This window comes from Arcicella sp. LKC2W (assembly GCF_034931005.1).
GTDB lineage: Bacteria > Bacteroidota > Bacteroidia > Cytophagales > Spirosomataceae > Arcicella.
Map to the genome: position 1 here is coordinate 1 of NZ_JAYGIN010000011.1, position 19962 is coordinate 19962.

A 19962-nucleotide genomic window follows, 5' to 3' on the forward strand; every position below is an offset into this window, starting at 1 on the left:
ATTTAATCCCAAAAAGACGTTTACAAATCTTTGGATTGTCTTGCAATAATTTATACTTATCGTTCATAATCAGTTGTTTATAACAAAAGTACCTAAATGTCAATTAAGAAAGTTGTCTAATAGCTCCTCTCGAATATCCAACAAGAGAATAATCTCTGATTTTCAACGATTTCATTAATCCTATTAAATCTTTTACTTCCGCTTCATGCTGATAAAATTTATCTTCATGCGGTTTGTCCGATTTCCCATTTCCACGCATATCTGGAACAATTACTCGAAAACCTTTAGCAATCAAATTTTTATACAACTGAGTTCTTCGCCAATTTTGCCCAGTATTAATGAAACCGTGTAAGAGCAAAATGGGTTTTCCTTTTCCTGTATCTTCAAAAGCAATTCTTTGATTATCAAATGATTGATAGTATTTAATGGTTTGTGCATTTCCTGAGAAAGAATACACACCACAAAGAATTAGCAAGATTGATTGATAAAACGATTTCATGAGGTTTATTGGGAATTAGATGAAAATGAAAATTGAAGATACCTTGATTTACGCAAGAATAATGTGAGGTTTTGCAGGTTATTCATAAAAAACAAAACTATCTACTATTTGTCGCAATCAAGAAAATAACCGCCGACAGGGCGAAAAGCCGCTGTCAGGGTTTCGGACTCAACCCTGACAGCGGCTTTTTGCCCTGTCGGCGGTTGTGCGACGGAAAGTAGATAATTACGTAAAAAATCCCCACAGAAATCAATCTGTGGGGATTTTTTGACAGGTTAGAAACCTGTCTTACTCCACCAAAGCTTTATTAATTTTGACTTTCTTCAAAGCAAAACCATTTACCACACTTTTGTCGATTTTGCCATTTTTAGTTTCAATGTTCAGATTATCAAAATTGAAATTTGATAAAACGCTTTGTTTTGAAATCGCAACGTCAAAAAACACATCACATTTGAGGTCAATATTTTTCAAATTAATATGGTCGCAGTAAGAAACTGGGGCATCTTTACGACCTTGCAAGTCAAAAAATTGTGTCCAAGGTTTTACGTAAATCATGCTTTTTGCTTGTCCTTTGATATTTTCTACGCTGATAAATTCGTACAATTGAGGGGTATCTGGACGCATTTTCAACCATAAAACTCGGCTCGCTTCATTGACATAACAATTACGCATCACGATATTTTTGTTATGAATTGCCTCACTTCCACAAGTCAAAGCCGAGTGACAAAAACCAAACTCGCAATTTTCAATGATAATATTGGTATTTTCACCGTTGTTTGGCACTTTGTCGGCATAAGGTCCTTTTCCTCCTTTCAAGGCAATAGCATCATCATTTACCGACATATAACAACCTTTTATCAAGACATTCGAGCAAACATCCAAGTCGATGGCATCGGTACTTGGGGCTTTCACGGGTTGGTAAGGCGAATAAATATGCACATTCAAGATTTTCACGTTCTGACATTGGTAATAATGACTCGTCCAAAATCCCGAATTATGCAATTTTACATCTTGTACTTGCACGTTTTTACAACCCCAAACAAATACTAAACGAGGACGAGAAACTTCCAAATTTGTACAGTTCGGGTTTTCTTTACGTCTCGCCCAAAAGGCTTCCCAATAATGTAATCCGTTGCCGTCGATTGTTCCTTTCCCCGAAATCGTAAAACCGTCCACTCGGTACGCATTCACCAAAGCCGTGAAATAATCCAAACTTTGCCCTTCCATTCGTGAAGGCATTTTTGGATAATCTGCAATATTATCAGAGCCTTTCAAAATTGCCCCATCCGATACGTAAAGGTGGGTTTTTGGTTTAAAGAACAAAGCCCCGCTCATGAATGTACCTTTGGGAATAATGATTACGCCTCCGCCTTGTTTAGCAGCTTCATCAATCGTTTTTTGAATCGCCTCCGTTTGCACGAGCGTACTGTCATTCACCGCCCCAAACTGCGTAATGACAAACTGTTTGCCCAATTGTTTCAACTGAATTTTAGCAGTATCCGAAAACCATTTAGGGATTTTAGTACCATCAGGAAAAATATTTTGAGTAGATTTTTGAGCCATGATTTGCCAAGAAAAAGTTAGCAAATACGTTAAAATGATAATGTTTTTTTTCATTATTGAATTTGAAAATATTTTTAGGAATGAAGAGATTAATATGTCCTTGCGATTATTAAGCAGTTTGTGGAGGGAACTTACTTATTTTTGAGGAGGAATAATATAAAAATCCCCTTTGAAATTAATCAGAGGGGATTTTTATTCGACTATTTCACGACAAATATTATATCCGATAATGCCGTAAAAGTCTGAGATTTTCCTTTATATCCAAACGTTATTTTCAAGTCTTCGATTTTCTTGTCTTTGAAATTATCCAAATACTTTAAGACTGTTGGTCGTAACAAATCAAGATTCCTCTTTAATTTCCATGAGTTGTTAAAGTCATCGGTATCAACCAATACAAGAAACAATCTGTTTTCTGAACCAAACCGCATTTCACCTTGATTTTCATAAAGCCAGCTTGCCAATATTTTAGGATTATCTTGAACTGCTTGTAATATTTCAAGTTTCTCCCTTTTCAACGTTTCCATAACATCAGCACAGAATTTATCATTTCTGTCTTTCATTTTTTCCGTTATTTCGTAAAAAATATCACTTGCAGAAGCGGTTTTATCAAAGGTGATTCCTGCCTCTTTTGCTTTATTTTTCAGAAACGTTAATTCAACTGGAAATCCTTTTTCCTTACGCTTCTGTTTGATAAACTCTGCGGGCAAATAAGTTACTTTCAAGTCAAATGGAATATTATTAATAAAAAAATCAACGCCTTTAATTTGTCCAACCGTTGGCAAAACCGCTGGGTGAGATTTGAAAATATGTTCAATTAAAATGCTACTCCAATGATTATACCAACTATTCAAAACATAACCTTGAACGGCAGCACTTATTTCAGTTTCAAACTTTGACATCAACGTATCAAAAGATTTATGCACTTTCACATACCGACTTACCAAATATTTATCCAACGAGTTTTGATAATCACCACCCCATTCAAAATTTTTGAGTTTATAGAGTTCCGAAACCAATTGTTTGGTATCAAGCCCTTTGATTTGTTCCTGATTTTCAGACTTTATAAATTCATCTAAAATGGTTTGAGATTTTGAAATATCCAGACAAAGCAAATCAAATAATTCAACAAATTGTTTCGCTAATGAAGTTTCATGAAGGGTAATCTTATTAATTTTGAGAAAATCAGCAATTAATTCTTTCCTGACAATCGACTTGGTTTTGAGCCATAAAAGCCCGACATTATCACTACTAAATTCTTCGAGTTTTTCGCTTTCGTAGAGATTTTTCCAATAATTAAAATCCTTCATTGACTAAGTGTTCTTCCTGTTTTAATGAGATAAAATGTATTTTTTTAGGTTTGCAGACAAACAATATTTCCTGACTTCCCGCAACACTTCCCTTGCCTCCTCTACCATTTTGGTAGGTTTTAGCTTCAACTTTTACCGTTCTATATTTTGAAATTAGTTTTTCAAATTCCTCAATGCCTGGATAACTACGATTGTTATAACTAATTAACCAATGCGGGATTTCTTCCGATACTTCAAAAAGTTTTTCAAATGATGCAATCACATCTCTTTTCTTGTCAAAACCACTAAATCGTTGGGGTTCATAACGCTTAATTCCATTGACAAATTCCTTGTCTTTCCAGTATTCTGTGTAAGTTTCTAATAAGTGATAAAAACCTTGATAATCTGCGTGACTATCACAATAAGGTGGGTCAAAATAGGCTAAATCCACTTTTTTCAAGGTTGGAATAAGGTTTAATACATTTTGATGATAACTTTTATTATCCCGTTTATTATCAAATATTGCTTTATTATATTTTGGTAATATTTCTTCAAAAATCTCTCTAAGCGGTCTTACTAAACTTCTATTTCGTTTCACTCTTTCAGGGTCGTTTGCATACACCAATGCTTGCGTATGACCAAAATGTCCCATCGTTATTTTCCTTGTCATACTTCGGTTCATTACCGTAAAGGCAAGTGCTTGCTTGTATGAATTATCTAACAATGAGATATTTGCTCTAAAATTATCTAAAAACTGGGCTTCACTTTTTTCAAAAAAAATATCCGTAAAAGTATTTTCTATCAGTTCAAAATCTTGCTTATTTTGGGCAGGTTGAAATAGTAATTTTAAATCATTTTGTGTCAATATCTCTTTTTTATTCTCAATTAAAGACAATCCAATTTGATTATTGAAATTAAGAAAATCATTCGTTAGAGTTTTGAAACCTAACTGTTTAAAAAGAAAAGAAACAGATTGAGAACCCGCAAAAGCATCAATGGCAGTGTTTACATTATTGGGAATATACTGATTTATCCAAGGCAAAAAGGTATGCTTTGCCCCTAAGTATTGAGGTTCAGGGAATTGGTAATTAAAATACTGATATTCTTCAAAAAGCATAAGCCCGATTTCTTTGTTTATTTGTGACAAAGTTAATCTATTTTTTGAAGTGTTTGATAAACTTTAATTTTACTATTCTTAAATCTATAAAGTGTAACTTGATTAATAAACCCCACAAAAAAATCCCCTCAGAAAACGCCAAGGGGATTTTTTTACGACTTTATTTATCCTATAAACTCTGTTTTTTCAACTCTTTCACCGCAAAATCTGCTGCACGAGCCGTCAATGCCATGTAAGTTAATGATGGATTCACGCATGATGCAGAAGTCATACAAGCACCGTCGGTCATGAATACGTTTTTCACAGCGTGTACTTGGTTGTGTGCATTCACAACAGACGTTTTAGGGTCACGTCCCATACGAGCCGTTCCCATTTCGTGAATTGCCATTCCTAAATACGAACCGTTGTCATATCCTCTTACGTTTTTCAAGCCCGATGCTTCCAACATTTCTTTGGCATCATTTTGCATATCAATACGCATTTTCTTTTCATTTTCTCTCAATTCTGCATCAAATACCACAATTGGCATTCCCCACTTATCTTTTTCCGTTTTGTGGAGGAACATACGGTTTTCGTAGTACGGTAACGTTTCACCAAAACCACCAAAACCCATTGTCCAAGCCCCTGGTTCGGTTACTTCGTTTTTGTAGTCAGCTCCAAAACTCAACTCGGCAATATTACGTTGCCATCCCTGACGACTACCGCCACCTTGATAACCGAATCCACGTAAATAATCACGTTTATCTGTACCAATATTACGGTAACGTGGCACATAAATACCATTGGCACGACGACCTGAGTAATATTTATCTAAATCTCCTTCCCAAACACCCGATGCACCAGTACGGAAGTGGTGATCCATCAAATTATGTCCTAATTGTTCAGAGTCATTACCCATTCCGTTCGGGAAACGATGTGACGTTGAATTTAACATCAAAGCTGTTGAACCTAATGCACTACCACAAACGAAAATAATTTTAGCAAAATACTCACGGTCTTGCATCGTTACGGCATCACGCACACGTACACCCGTAGCTTTTTGTTTTTTCTCATCGTACATGATTTCCGTTACTACCGAATCAGGTCTTAATGTCAATCTTCCTGTTTTGGCAGCATAAGGTAGCGTACAAGATTGGGTACTGAAATACGCTCCAAAAGGACAACCCAATGAACATTTATTGCGGTATTGACACGCTCCACGACCAATGTCTGTTTGTGCTTTTTTAGCTGCTGAAAGGTTAGCAACACGTCCCATCGTTAAATTACGTCCTGGGAAATTTTTCTCCATACGTTGTTTAACTTCTTTCTCTACACAAAACATTTCCATTGCTGGCAAAAATTCACCGTCTGGTAATTGTGGCAAACCTAATTTTTCCCCAGAAATACCCACAATTTTCTCTACGTAAGAATACCACGGAGCAACATCTTTGTAACGAATTGGCCAGTCAACGGCAATTCCGTCTTTCAAATTGGCTTCAAAGTCAATATCACTCAAACGATAAGACTGACGACCCCACATGATAGATTTCCCGCCTACGATGTTTGGACGATACCAGTCGAAACGTTTTTCTTCTTTGTATAATGAATCAGAATCGTTCATCCAGTATTTTTCCGTCATTTCGTTGTACGGATAATCACGGGCTAATTTGGGGTGCGTTTCTTTTTGCTCAATCGTCAAACGACCATTGTATTTCATTTCCCAAGGGTCTTTCATGGCGTTTTCGTAGCCTGTTACGTGTTCGAGTTGCTTTCCTTTTTCAAGCATTAAAACACGTAAACCCTTTTCTGTTAATTCTTTGGCAGCAAATCCGCCTGATATACCCGAGCCAATTACGATGGCATCGTAGGTCATTGCCTTTACGGCATCTATATTTAAGTTCATGTTGTTAAGTTATGAGTTATGAATGATGAGTTATGAATGATGAGTATTTCAAAATACAGTATGAAGTTAGATATCAATTTACTGTATAAAAATTCATAATTTATAACTCATAATTCATCATTATTTAGAGAGCCCACGCTTTTTGTCCTGCTTTCAAAGGAACACAACTTTCAAATTTCCCTGGAATTGGTAAATATGCCAAAGCTTTGGTTGCTCCGATTTCAGACGTAAAATATCCTGTAACGGTCAATTCTTTCATTCTCAAGAAGAAAGGTTTGTCTTCCGTTGTTGAAAGTTTTACCATTTCGTTTTTCTGAGCAGTATCTAAAGCGATAAAACCTTTACCAAACTTTGTTTGGCTATCAGCCTCTAATTTTGCTAAACCTGCATAAAACTTATCTTGGTCTTCTTTTTTGTAACAATCACGCATAACACGCACGATAAATTTCTCAACGCCTGCTGCCTTTGCTCCTGGGGTATCTGTTGTTGGAATAATAATATCAGCAACTTCCGCTAAAAGTGCTTCTTGTTCGGCTGTAACGGCTACGCTTGTTCCAGTATTGGTTACCTGCCCCATTACGCCCGCCATGAGTGGGGCTGCGAGTACCCCTCCCATCATCAGGGCTACTCTTTGTACGGCTTCTCTACGATTCATATTTTGTCTTGAAAAGATGTTAAATTTCGTTGGTTCAAAAGTAAATTATATTTGTTAAATATTGCGTATGTTTTGTAGGTTTTCAAGAAAGAACTTTACTAAATCGTGAATAACAAATTACCTTTGCACCTGCATACACATTATTTATATCTTCAAAGCTATTATTAAACCCACATTACAACAATAAGTTTAGATGAAATTAAAACTACTGATTTTTACGTGTTTCTTGCTTTCTTTCAATACCAATTTTGCTCAAAGAAAAGGAACATCTACCCAAGCCGATACACTCAATAATATCAACAATTTTGTATTGCAAATGATGACAGAATGGAAAGTTCCAGCCACTTCTATTTCTATCGTAAAAGACGGAAAACCGTATTACACTTTTGCTTTTGGTTTGAAAAACACCCAGAAAAATCTTCCGAATACCGTCAATACTTTATTCCCAATTGCTTCGTGTACTAAGTCTTTTACGGCAACAGCATTGGCAATTTTAGCGGATGAAGGAAAATTGGACTGGAACAAACCTATCAAAGAATATATGCCCGATTTTCAGTTGTATGATGACGAAGCAACGAAAAACATAACGGCACGGGACATACTTTCGCATAGAACAGGCTTACCACGCCATGATTTTATTTGGCTTTTTGCGAATAATGACCGAGAAACTATCTTCAAAAACCTAAAATATCTCAAACCTTCAAAACCATTATACGCTCAATATCAATACAATAACCTCATGTATATGGTGGCGAGTGTATTGGTTGAACGAATTTCTGGAAAAACTTGGGAGACTTTTGTCAAAGAAAAAATTCTAACGCCCTTAGAAATGAAAAGCACGGTTTTGACTTACTCAGAAATGTTTAGAAGCCCAGACTATGCGATGTCTTATAAGTTAGAAAATGAACAATTTGTCGAAGCTGGTTTTGGGAGTAATGTAGATGCGATTGGTTCGGCTGGTTCAATAAAATCTACTGCGGTGGATATGACTAATTGGCTTTTGATGCAATTGCAAAACGGGAAATTTAACGATAAGCAAATTGTGTCAGAAAAGAATCTTCGAGAAAATCACACGCCTCTTCAAGTAGTGTATCCAACCGAAGCAAAATATCCAGAATTAGGTTTTTCTTCTTACGGAATGGGCTGGAATATGAATGTTTACCGAGGCAATCAACGCCGCCAACATAATGGTTCAATTGAAGGTTTTCGCTCACAAATGACCATTTTCCCCAATAGTAATTTAGGCATTTTCATTACTACTAATACAGGTGCGGTAGATTATAATTTTGTTAATATTATCACCAATTATATTTCGGATAATTTACTAAATTTTAATACGATAGATTGGAATTCTCGCTTGAAAAAAGACCGTGATGATGCCAAATTTGAGGAAGAAAAGAAGAAGAAAGAATATAATGCCAGTCGTAAAATGGGGGCAATGATGTCGCACCCAATTGATTATTATGCGGGCGTTTACGAGCATCCTGCGTATGGGACGCTACAAATTTTCAAGACGGATAAAGGTTTGCGAGCATTTTATCACAACAAACAAGTTGAACTGACTCATTTTCATTATGATTATTTTGAAGGAACGGATTTCTTGGAGGGAATAACGTTCAGTTTTCTGACCAATCTCAAAGGGGATATTGATAAAATTATAGCTACCTTCCCGAATGCGGGGGAGGTGGAATTTAAACGGAAGTGATTTTTTAGAGAATAGAGAATAGAGAATAGAGAATAGAGAATAGAGAATAGATTTCAGATGATAGAATTAAGAAATATCTATTCTCTAAAGTCTGTACTTTAACCTCTATCATCTATTCTCTAAAATCTAACCTCTATTCTCTAAATAAAATCACTTCTTCCTACGAAAAATATGTAAAATATACGTTTTTCCATCTTTCGTTTCTTCGTAATTATCAACCAATTCCCACCCATTACGGTCAAGAAGGTTGAAAATATCTACTCTGCTTTTAAAAAACATAGATTTCTTATTAGCATCTGTCATTTCTTGCTCACGTTCGGAAGTTCCTTGTCCATAATCCAAAAATGCCGAAAGGCGAGTTGCCATCCACGTTTTTTGAGCTTTTACCGTAATATAATTTACATTCTTGAGTGTCGTCAAGTTTTGCCCATTTACAAAAATTTGTTGTGCTTTTGTTTGGTAGCAAAGTACCAATAATAGAATAATAAGTCCTTTTTTCATGGTTTAATTGTGTTTGTGTACAAGGTAAGATTTTATCAAGAATTACGCAAAAACAGTTATATATTTTAGGTGGTTATATCGTAATCTCAAATATTATTTAAGACTTTAGAACAAGGAATAAGGAACGGAGAAATGGTGTATTCTATTCGTGATTCTTCTTTATAATATTCCTTTAAAATTCTTACTTCCTTGTTCTGAACTCTGACTTAGTTATCAAAATATAATAGACTTTCCCACATGATAGTACAGGACGGTTAGCATTGGGCGTAATTATAGTTTTGTATCAATTCAATTATAGAAAATCATGAAAACCTACAAACACGTCTCTTACCTTTGGGACGAAGCCAAGGCGGCCGAATTAGCGGGCGACGAAGTGGCATTATTTATCTATCGCTCTAACTTATTAGGGGCAGATTTAAGATTGACAAATTACGGCGGAGGCAACACTTCCGTGAAAATTATAGACAAAGACCCACTCACGGGAAACAACGTTGAGGTGATGTGGATTAAAGGCTCTGGTGGAGACATCGGTACTTTAACCAAGTCGGGCTGTGCTGCTTTGTACATGGAAAGGCTTTTGGCTTTGGAAAATGTTTATCAGGGCATCGAAAAAGAAGATATAATGGTAGAATTATTCAACCACTGTATTTTTGATTTAGCCTCAAAAGCTCCTTCTATTGATACGCCTTTGCACGGATTTCTTCCATTCCAACACATTGACCACCTTCACCCAGATGCTGCGATTGCGATTGCGGCGGCAAAAGACGGTGCAAAAATCACAGAAGAATTATTCAACGGAGAAATCGGTTGGGTAGGCTGGCAACGTCCAGGTTTCGACTTAGGCTTACAATTACGTACTTGTCTGAACGAAGCGGCTGCAAAAGGTATCAAATTAAAAGGTATCATGTTGGGTTCACACGGACTTTTCACTTGGGGAGATACAGCTTATGATAGCTATGTAAATACGCTCGATGTGATTGAAAAATGTGCTGAATATTTAGAATCTAATTACAAAAATGTTTTTGGAGGACAAAAAATTGAGTCTCTTTCTTCGGAAGATAGAACACAAAAAGCAGCAAGCATTGCTCCAACGTTAAGAGGATATTGTTCATCAGAACGTAAAATGATTGGTCACTTTACAGATGATGCACGTGTTTTAGAATTCATCAATTCTAATGACTTAGCGAAACTTGCTCCACTCGGAACATCTTGTCCTGACCACTTCTTGCGTACTAAAATCGCTCCTTTGGTTTTAGACCCAGCACAAGTTGAAGATTCAGCGTATTTAGATAGCGTTTTTGCAGAATACAGAGAAGGATATAAGGCTTATTATGAGGCTTGTAAAAAATCTAATTCTCCTGCCATGCGTGACCCTAACCCAGTGGTAATTCTTTACCCAGGTGTTGGTATGTTTACCTTTGCAAAGGATAAGACAATGGCACGTTTAGCTTCTGAATATTACATTAATGCCATCAATGTAATGAAAGGAGCTGAAGCCATTTCTGAATACACATCTTTACCTCACCAAGAGGCATTTGATATTGAATATTGGTTATTGGAAGAAGCAAAATTACAACGTATGCCTAAACCAAAAGCTCTTTCAGGAAGAATTGCGATGGTAACAGGTTCAGCGGGTGGAATTGGAAAAGCAATTGCTAAGAAATTTGCAGAAGAAGGTGCTTGCGTAATTTTGAATGATATTAACGAAGAACGTTTAGCAGGTGCAAAAGAAGAATTTATCAAGAAATTTGGTAAAGATTCAGTAGCTACAACTTTGTTGAACGTAACTGATAATACAAGTATTGCTTCAGCTATGGATGCCGCTTCTTTGGCATTCGGAGGAGTTGATATTATTGTAAACAATGCAGGAATTAGTACCTCAAAACCAATTGAAAGCCATACCCTTGAAGATTGGGATAAATTGTACGACATCTTGGTAAAAGGACAATTCTTCGTAACACAAGCTGCCGTAGCGGTAATGCGTAAACAAGGAATTGGCGGAGACGTTGTAAATATTGTAAGTAAAAATGCTTTGGTTTCTGGTCCAAATAACGCAGGTTATGGTTCAGCAAAAGCGGCTCAATTGCACCTTTCAAGATTGAATGCGGCTGAATTGGGTGGTGATAAAATCAGAGTAAATACCGTAAATCCAGATGCTGTTATTGCTGACTCAAATATTTGGGCAGGCGGATGGGCAGAAGGTCGTGCGAAGGCTTACGGAATCACGATTGAAGAATTACCAGCTTATTATGCAAAAAGAACGTTATTGAACGAAGCTATTTTACCAGATGATATTGCTAATGCTTGTTTCGCCTTTGTAGGTGGACTTTTAGGCAAATCAACAGGAAACGTATTGAACGTTGATGGCGGTGTAGCGATGGCTTTTGTGAGATAAAAACAAAAAAGGTTTTCCGAATATCATTTCGGAAAACCTTTTACTTTACTTGTGATAGCACGAAGTTCTTCTCTCATTCTAATTACGTCAGGAGAATTTATGGCTTTTTCATATTTACCACTTAATGATGGGTCAAGCGTGAAATTTGAACGGTCTAACTGGAATAAAGATTTGATTTTAGTTTCCATGTTTTTTTGAAATTAAATATGCAAAATAGTGCTTATTGGGACTAAATAACTCTTTTTCTAAATCGAATGTTAGCCCTTCAATAATATACGAATCATCAAGGCTGGCAAGGAGCTTTGAAATTGTAGCCCTGTAAAGTCTGGTACGTGATTGTGTACTACCTGTAAAAATAACAGAAAATTGTGGATTTAGTTCAAGGAAATACATTAAGGTTTGAATTACAGTTGCTAAGACTACTTTCATATCATTATTATTACTTTTATCAACTGTATCAATTCTATTGTCAGGTAAAAGATTTCCAAAAACTAATTGATAAGTGTCAGGCAAAACATCTGGCATTTCATCGAACAAAGTATAAAATACTACTTTCCTAATTATTTTATTTTCGCTTACACTGTCAAATTCGTACCAGTATTCATCTGGTGCAAAATAAATTGGATATACTGGTTTTTCCATAAACAAAATTAATAAAATTTCACCCATGCCCAAAGTTTCCTTCAAAATGCAACTCCACCGAGGTCAGGCAGACGAATACAAGCGTCGGCATGATGAATTGTGGCCAGAACTCACAGAATTGTTAAAAACCACAGGCGTTGAGGATTATTCTATCTTTTTAGACGAAGAAACTTACGCTTTATTTGGTGTACTAACCATCGAAAACCCCGCTGCTTTGGACGAACTTCCCAAGCATCCAGTAATGCAACGTTGGTGGGCATATATGGGCGATATTATGGACGCAAATCCTGATAATTCACCTGTGAGTATTCCATTAAAAGAGGTATTTTATTTAGCTTAAAACCTTGGCTGTCAGCTATCAGCTTTCGGCTAAAAACTAACAAAAAAAATGCAAATCTCAAAATCTTTAATAGAACAATATAACGACGATAATCTAAAAACTCACCAACGAAAATTAGATTTCAGCACTTCTGAAATTGACAATAGTGAGGCAATTATCAAACAATTAGTTGATTTCCAAATTGCTATTCCTTCATGGGCTTTGGGTACGGGTGGAACTCGTTTTGGTCGTTTCCCAGGTGGGGGCGAGCCTCGTTCATTGGAAGAAAAAATTGAAGATGTTGGACTTCTTCATGCCTTGAACCAATCGTCAGGAGCAATTTCATTACACATTCCTTGGGACATCCCAACTGACGCAAATGCTATCAGAAACTTAGCCGCTCAACACGGTTTGAAGTTTGATGCAGTAAATTCAAACACTTTCCAAGACCAAGCAGACCAAGCGTTAAGTTATAAATTTGGTTCGTTACAAAATGTTAATAAAGCCATCCGTAAACAAGCGGTTGACCACAACATTGAAGTAATTAAACACGGTATTGAATTAGGTTCAGACTCATTAACAGTTTGGTTATCAGACGGTTCTTGTTTTCCAGGACAATTAAATTTCAGAAAAGCATTCCAAAATACATTGGAAGGTTTGCAAGAAATTTATGCAGCTTTACCTTCAAATTGGAAAATGTTTGTGGAATATAAATGTGCAGAACCAAACTTCTACTCAACAACTGTTGGAGATTGGGGACAATCACTTTTATACGCAAGCAAATTAGGCGAGAAAGCTTATACATTAGTTGACTTAGGACACCATTTACCAAATGCCAATATTGAGCAAATCGTTTCTTTATTGTTGATGGAAGGTAAATTAGGAGGTTTCCACTTCAACGACTCTAAATATGGTGATGACGATTTAACGGCGGGTGCATTAAAACCTTACCAATTATTCTTGATTTTCAATGAATTAGTGGAAGGAATGAACGCAAGAAATATGAATCATGCCAAAGATTTAGGTTGGATGATTGACGCATCGCACAACGTAAAAGACCCATTAGAAGACCTTTTACAATCTGTTGAGGCTATCATGATGGCGTATGCACAAGCACTTTCTGTGGACAGACAAGCCTTAGAAGTCGCTCAGAATGAGAACGATACGGTTCGTTGCCAAGAGATTTCACAAAATGCTTTCCGTACTGACGTTAGAGCTTTGGTTGCAGAGGCAAGCTTACGTGCGGGTGGTGCATTAAACCCAATCGGACTATTTAGAAATCTGAAAGTTAGAGAAAATCTAATCAAAGAAAGAGGTTTCAAAACGATTGCTACGGGATTATAAAATCCTTTGTTTATAAAATGAAAATTCCCGTATGTGCCATTTTTGATATTGGCAAAACAAATAAAAAAATATTCTTTTTCAACGAAAACTATGAGATAGTTTTCGAGAAATCAATGCAATTTCCTGAAACCCAAGATGAAGATGGCGACCCTTGCGAAGATGTCGATTTGTTAAAATCTTGGGTTACATCTTCATTCGAGGAAGTTTCAGCACTTGATGAATACGAAATAAAAGCACTCAACTTCTCTACTTATGGAGCAAGTTTTGTGCATCTCAATTCAGCAGGAGAAGTTATTACGCCGCTTTATAATTACCTAAAACCATATTCAGAAACGCTCCAAAAGCAGTTTTATGATACTTATGGTGGAGAATTACGCTTTGCCCAGCAAACGGCTTCCCCAGTTTTAGGAAATCTTAATTCGGGTATGGTTTTATATCGTTTGAAATACGAAAAACCTGCTTTATTTGCTCAGATTCACCATTCTTTGCATTTACCTCAGTTTTTACATTTCCTCTTTACGAGTAAATATTTTAGCGATATTACCAGTATTGGTTGTCATACCAATTTGTGGAATTTTGAAAAAAATCAGTACCACGAATGGCTTGAAAAAGAAGAGATTTTGGAGAAATTAGCTCCTATTAATTTTCAAAATGAATCTTTTGTTACCTCTACTTATCCATCACTCAGAATTGGAACAGGTTTACATGATAGTTCTTCGGCATTGATTCCGTATTTGGAAACCTTCAATGAACCTTTCGTTTTGATTTCTACGGGAACTTGGTGCATTAGCTTAAATCCATTCAATCATATTCCACTTACCACTGAGGAATTACAATATGATTGTCTTGCGTATATGCAATACACGGGCAAACCAGTAAAGGCTTCACGTCTGTTTGCGGGTAATGAACATGAGCAACAAACAAAGCGATTAGCGATACATTTTCAGAAACCGAATGATTATTTCAAAACGGTAAAGTATCAAGTTGAGTCGATAGAAAAACTACAACATGAAAATCTGAATACGGGAGAATCGCTCAGAGGTGCAAGACGACCACCCATGCAGGAGTCTTTGTTTGGGCAACGTGATTTAAGCGTTTTTGAAACTTACGAAGAAGCTTACCACCAATTGATTTTAGACATTGTTTCGCAACAATTGCTTTCAACAGAATTGGTTTTGCATAACGCTCCAGTCAATAAATTATTTGTAGATGGTGGATTTGGGAAAAATGAGATTTTTATGAATTTATTGGCCAAAGCTTTTCCAGAAATGGAAGTTTATGCGGCTTCTGTGGCTCAGGCAACTTCTTTAGGAGCAGCTTTGTCGATTCATCAAGATTGGAATACAAAAGCGTTACCGCAAAACCTTATTGAATTGAAGCATTTTGTTGTGTAGAATTAACGCTAAACCCTAAAAGCGTTAAAACAAAGAAAAGAACCCTAATGGCAGGAATTTATCCGTTAGCTGATAAAATTTCTGCAATTAGGGTTCTTCTTTTGTAGTGACTACAAAAAAAAAGTGATTAAACGAATTTGGGGGCGTTTAATCACTTTGCTCTGTTAAATTCACAATTCAATCACTAAATTTGTGAAATCGTTTACAAATGTAGTTATAAATACTTACAAAACAAACTAAGTACATTTACTTATAAAATTATGTACACATTCAATTCACAAATTCTTATTCTACCTGGACTCGGTAATTCAGGTGCAAAACATTGGCAAACAGCTTGGGAAGCCCTTTTCCCTTCATTTATTAGGGTTAATCAAGCAGATTGGGATACGCCAGTTTGTGAAGATTGGATAAAAAAAATTGAGGAAAAAATTCAAGAAATTGGTGCAGAAAATGTCATTTTGGTTGGACATAGTTTGGCTTGTTCAACCATTGGCTATTGGGCAGCCAAATATAAAACACCCATTCAAGGAGCATTATTAGTTGCTCCAAGCGACACAGAGGCAGATTCTTACCCAAGTGGCACAACAGGTTTTGCACCGATGCCAACTTCTCCCCTACCCTTCAAAACCATTACGGTAACGTCTGACGACGATTTTTATGTTTCGGTTGAACGAGCAAAATTCTTCGCTGAAAAATGGAATAGTAAATTGGTTATTCTCAATAATTTAGGGCATATCAATGGCGATTCTAATTTGGGAAATTGGGATTTGGGCTTGTCCCTTTTGAAAGAATTGGATTAAATATAGACCACTGATTTTGTTTTCAGCATAATAAATCCACACTGCTTGTGCAATATTACTCCATAATTTTAATAGACTTTATCAATTATCCATGAGTACGAATTCATTTTCAGTCGTATCTTTACACCAAAATTGAACTTTTATAAGAAATTCCTTCGTATTTAAGGATTTTTTATAGAAAACTCAGAATAACATTTCAATATTCTCTAAATAAATGCCTATCATCTGGTTTATATTATTCACTCCGCTTCTTGGCTTCATTTTGCCAATGATTCTTGGTAGAAAAAATAATACTTTAGCAGGTTGGCTGACGGTCGGACTGACGGGGCTAAATCTTGCTTTTTCCGCTTACTTTCTTCTTCAAAACCTTCATAATCCACAAAATCACCTTGTTTTTGATTGGTTCTCTATCAATGATAAAGCCTACAAATTCGGTTTTTTATTTGATTCACTAACTTTGATGATGTTGGTTTTGGTTAATTTCATTGCCCTTTTAGTGGAGATTTTCTCACTTGAATATATGCACGACGACCCTGACCAATACCGTTATTTTGGTTTTTTGAGTCTTTTTGTGTTTTCAATGTTGGGCATTGTTTTGACGGACAATCTTTTTGTAATGTACGCTTTTTGGGAATTAGTGGGACTAAGTTCTTACTTACTGATTGGTTTTTGGTATAAAAAACCCGAAGCCGTGCAAGCCTCCAAAAAAGCCTTTTTGATGAACAGAATTGGCGATGCAGGATTTTTAATTGGGATTTTTGCAGTCTATTTTTATAATAATCAATCCGTTGATTTAACAACATTATCACAATGTCAATTACCAACGGTTTATTGTATTTTACTTTTTTGTGGTTGTATCGGTAAATCGGCTCAATTTCCATTGCACACGTGGCTACCCGATGCAATGGAAGGTCCAACGCCAGTATCTGCCCTCATTCACGCTGCTACCATGGTGGTGGCTGGAATTTATTTATTGATTCGGACTCAACCCATGTTTAGCATAAATGCTTTAGAGATAGTTGCTGCAATTGGAGCAATTACAATGCTTTTGGGCTCAGTTTATGCTATTTTCCAAACGGATATTAAAAAGACTTTGGCATATTCAACGGTTTCGCAATTAGGCTTAATGGTTTTGGGTCTTGGAACAGAATTTTCTACTTTTCATTTGCTTACACACGCATTTTTCAAAGCAGGACTTTTTCTATCTGCGGGGGCTATAATTCATGCTCTACATCATGCAGGACACGATTTTGACGCTCAAGATATGCGTTTAATGGGTGGATTAAGAAAGAAAATGCCCTTTACTTTTGTATGCTATTTGGTATGTTCTATGGCTTTGATGGGTCTGCCAGTGTTTTCTGGTTTTTTATCGAAAGATGGTATTTTAAGTCTTTGGTTTGATGAGCTGAATCATCTTATTTTTAGTAAAATATTCTTAGGAACAATCCTTTTAGGTGTAATTCTGACAGCCTTTTACATGAGTCGCCAAGTTTGGATGGTTTTCTTTGGAGAGTTTAGAAATGAAAAAGTAAATCCTAATAATATCCATGAAGGCTCATGGAAAATGAAATTACCAATTGGTTTATTGGCTATACTCTCAACAGGCTTTGCTTTTAGCTCAAATCCATTGAGCATTGAACATGGTTGGTTTGGTGATTTTATTGGAGGAAAATTTGAAGAAAATCATTTAATCGCTATTATTTCAACCGTATTCGCTTTCATCGGAATAACGGCTGGATATTTAACTCGCCATAAAACATTCTCAGGTTTACCAACTTTTGATGCTTTTTACCAAAAACTATTTGTAAATCCTACGGTTAGATTATCAGGTTATTTACAAATTTTCGACCAACAGTTTGTGGATAACATCGTGAATTTTTTGGCTGATTTACAAGTATTTATTGCCAAATTTATCGGTTGGTTTGATGCCAAAATTATTGATGGTGTTCCCAATGGATTGGCTTATTCTTCTGGAATTGTCGGGCGGGTTACTCGTTCGACGCAAGGCGGAAAAGTACAACTGTACGTTGCTTTGGCTTTTTTGGGGTTGATTGGTTTAATCCTTTTTACCATTTTGACATAATAATTGTCGCTTGACTACCCCGACTATTCTTTTGATAGTCTGTTAAAATCTTTTAGGCTGGAAGCCTTGTAATAATCGTCACTTGCCAGAGGCAAGCGACTGCATTTAACATTATAAAAATGCCAATTTTATCATTACTCATATTTTTACCCATCGTTGCATCGCTTGTTTTGGCTTTCACGCCCGAGCGTTTTGTTCCGTACTTCAAATGGGTTACGCTGATTATTACGGGTATCGAATTACTCCTTTGTACTTATGTATATTTTCAATTTGATAAACAAGTGGCTGACTATCAGTTTCTTGAACAATACGATTGGATAACCTTACCACTTGGTAACTTAGGCGTTGGCTCAATAGATTACCTTTTGGGAGTGGACGGCATCAGTATGCCAATGGTTTTGTTGACGGGCATTGTGATGTTTATCGGAGCGATTTCTTCTTTTGAAATTGGTACAAAAGAACGTGGTTATTATTCGCTTTATTTACTTTTAACAGGTTCAATTATCGGGTGTTTCATTGCGTTAGATATGTTCTTATTTTATCTATTCTTTGAATTTATGCTTTTACCGATGTACTTCCTGATTGGGCTTTGGGGAGGTCCACGCCGTGAATATGCTTCAATTAAGTTCTTTATTTATACGTTGGTTGGTTCGATTTTTATCCTAATTGTAATGATTGGACTTTACCTTTCAGTAATTGACCCTGTAGAAACGGCAGTACAAATGGGACTTATTAATTCTGCTTCAGACGTTACGCCACAGATTATCACCCAAATTCAGAGTTTATTAGCCGAAGGAGAACTACCCTCACAACAAATTGTCCATACCTTTGACCTCCGTTTTATGCCCGACCAAGGCAATTATGTTTCGGGTTCATGGCTAAATGTTTTCTCTGAAAATCATATCGGAGGGTTTTCGATTAGAGCTTTATCTTTCATCTTTTTGATGATTGGTTTTGGTATAAAATTACCCGCAGTTCCTGTACATACTTGGTTGCCCGATGCTCACGTAGAAGCTCCAACGCCTGTTTCCGTAGTTTTAGCAGGAATTTTGTTGAAAATAGGAGGTTACGGTTTTTTAAGAATTGCCTATCCTATTTTTCCAGAAATTGCCCATGAATATGCCGTTTGGATTGTTGGCTTTGGCGTTTTATCTATTATTTACGGAGCGTTTAATGCTTTAGCCATGAATGATTTGAAGAAAATGATTGCCTATTCTTCGGTTTCACACATGGGTTTTATTTTGGTCGGAATTGGGTCATTGACTAATGAAGGCTTCAACGGAGCAGTTTATCAAATGTTCTCGCACGGAATTTTGTCAGCTATGTTGTTTTTATTAGTGGGCGTTTTGTATTCAAGAACGCACGACCGCCGCATAGATTCGTATCAAGGATTAGCCAGTAAATTGCCATTATTTACGGCAATGACTGCTATTGCTTTTTTTGCGTCTTTGGGTTTGCCAGCTTTTTCTGGATTCATTGGTGAAATTTTTACCTTGATGGGAGGTTTCAATAGTCCTTTAATACCAAAATGGTTAGCTGCTTTGGCAGCTTTTGGTTTGATACTCGGAGCGGCTTATTTCTTGTGGACATTACAACGAATGTTCTTTGGTAACTTCTGGGTAAGACATACAGAAGAGCCTTTACAAGATTTATCATTCCGTGAAAAAATCATGCTTTATCCATTAGCACTTATGGCATTGATTTTTGGTATTTTCCCGAATATAATTTTTGATGTTACCCATCAATCATTATCAGAATTATTGAAGTTATTTTAGAA

The 19962-nt window shown here is 36.3% G+C and carries 17 protein-coding genes; 8 read left to right on the forward strand and 9 right to left on the reverse strand.

The genetic code is table 11. From position 1 onward, the window contains the following. Positions 1-103 precede the first annotated feature (103 nt). The 6 genes from VB796_RS09750 to VB796_RS09775 form a co-directional block, all read right to left on the reverse strand. On the reverse strand, positions 104-499 hold the full coding sequence (locus VB796_RS09750) for an alpha/beta hydrolase (RefSeq protein WP_323346344.1): 396 nt from the start codon (positions 497-499) through the stop codon (positions 104-106). A gap of 288 nt (positions 500-787) precedes the next feature. Next, a complete protein-coding gene (locus VB796_RS09755) occupies positions 788-2116 on the reverse strand; it encodes a glycoside hydrolase family 28 protein (protein WP_323346345.1) in 1329 nt (442 codons plus the stop codon). A 146-nt stretch (positions 2117-2262) separates the two neighbouring features. Beyond that, a complete protein-coding gene (locus tag VB796_RS09760; RefSeq protein WP_323346346.1) occupies positions 2263-3369 on the reverse strand; it encodes a hypothetical protein in 1107 nt (368 codons plus the stop codon). After that, a complete protein-coding gene (locus VB796_RS09765) occupies positions 3356-4495 on the reverse strand; it encodes a DNA adenine methylase (RefSeq protein ID WP_323346347.1) in 1140 nt (379 codons plus the stop codon). The genes VB796_RS09760 and VB796_RS09765 overlap by 14 nt, the downstream gene beginning before the upstream one ends. A gap of 139 nt (positions 4496-4634) precedes the next feature. Beyond that, positions 4635-6347 (reverse strand): GMC family oxidoreductase, encoded by a 1713-nt coding sequence (locus VB796_RS09770; protein WP_323346348.1) that lies wholly within the window; start codon positions 6345-6347, stop codon positions 4635-4637. A gap of 124 nt (positions 6348-6471) precedes the next feature. After that, positions 6472-7002 carry a gluconate 2-dehydrogenase subunit 3 family protein gene (locus VB796_RS09775; RefSeq protein WP_323346349.1) on the reverse strand — a complete coding sequence of 177 codons (531 nt, stop codon included), beginning with the start codon at positions 7000-7002 and terminating at the stop codon, positions 6472-6474. 193 nt (positions 7003-7195) lie between these two features. Between VB796_RS09775 and VB796_RS09780 the strand changes: the two genes are divergently transcribed. After that, entirely contained in the window at positions 7196-8707 is a 1512-nt protein-coding gene (locus tag VB796_RS09780; protein ID WP_323346350.1) for a serine hydrolase, read from the forward strand. 150 nt (positions 8708-8857) lie between these two features. Here VB796_RS09780 and VB796_RS09785 read toward each other — a convergent pair whose 3' ends face one another. After that, positions 8858-9208, reverse strand: coding sequence for a hypothetical protein (locus VB796_RS09785; RefSeq protein ID WP_323346351.1), 351 nt, complete (start codon positions 9206-9208; stop codon positions 8858-8860). A gap of 304 nt (positions 9209-9512) precedes the next feature. On the opposite strand from VB796_RS09785, the gene VB796_RS09790 reads away from it, so the two are divergent. After that, positions 9513-11603: a bifunctional aldolase/short-chain dehydrogenase gene (locus VB796_RS09790; RefSeq protein WP_323346352.1), complete on the forward strand. Its 2091-nt coding sequence runs from the start codon at positions 9513-9515 to the stop codon at positions 11601-11603. 23 nt (positions 11604-11626) lie between these two features. On the opposite strand, the gene VB796_RS09795 is transcribed toward VB796_RS09790, so the two are convergent. Next, positions 11627-11791: a hypothetical protein gene (locus VB796_RS09795; RefSeq protein ID WP_323346353.1), complete on the reverse strand. Its 165-nt coding sequence runs from the start codon at positions 11789-11791 to the stop codon at positions 11627-11629. Further along, entirely contained in the window at positions 11781-12245 is a 465-nt protein-coding gene (locus VB796_RS09800) for a DUF6934 family protein (RefSeq protein ID WP_323346354.1), read from the reverse strand. Before VB796_RS09800 ends, VB796_RS09795 begins: the two co-directional genes overlap by 11 nt. A gap of 46 nt (positions 12246-12291) precedes the next feature. On the opposite strand from VB796_RS09800, the gene rhaM reads away from it, so the two are divergent. The 6 genes from rhaM (at position 12292) to VB796_RS09830 (ending at position 19960) form a co-directional block, all read left to right on the forward strand. Next, the gene (gene rhaM / locus VB796_RS09805; protein ID WP_323346355.1) at positions 12292-12585 is read left to right on the forward strand and encodes an L-rhamnose mutarotase; all 294 of its coding nucleotides are present in this window, start codon (positions 12292-12294) and stop codon (positions 12583-12585) included. Positions 12586-12633: 48 nt separating this feature from the next. After that, a complete protein-coding gene (locus VB796_RS09810) occupies positions 12634-13908 on the forward strand; it encodes a sugar isomerase (protein ID WP_323346356.1) in 1275 nt (424 codons plus the stop codon). A gap of 17 nt (positions 13909-13925) precedes the next feature. Next, on the forward strand, positions 13926-15302 hold the full coding sequence (locus VB796_RS09815; RefSeq protein WP_323346357.1) for an FGGY-family carbohydrate kinase: 1377 nt from the start codon (positions 13926-13928) through the stop codon (positions 15300-15302). A gap of 260 nt (positions 15303-15562) precedes the next feature. Further along, positions 15563-16102, forward strand: a complete 540-nt coding sequence (locus tag VB796_RS09820; RefSeq protein WP_323346358.1) for an alpha/beta hydrolase — start codon at positions 15563-15565, stop codon at positions 16100-16102. Positions 16103-16316: 214 nt separating this feature from the next. After that, entirely contained in the window at positions 16317-18185 is a 1869-nt protein-coding gene (gene nuoL / locus VB796_RS09825; protein WP_323346359.1) for an NADH-quinone oxidoreductase subunit L, read from the forward strand. Positions 18186-18304: 119 nt separating this feature from the next. Next, positions 18305-19960, forward strand: a complete 1656-nt coding sequence (locus VB796_RS09830) for an NADH-quinone oxidoreductase subunit M (protein WP_323346360.1) — start codon at positions 18305-18307, stop codon at positions 19958-19960. Positions 19961-19962: the final 2 nt, after the last annotated feature.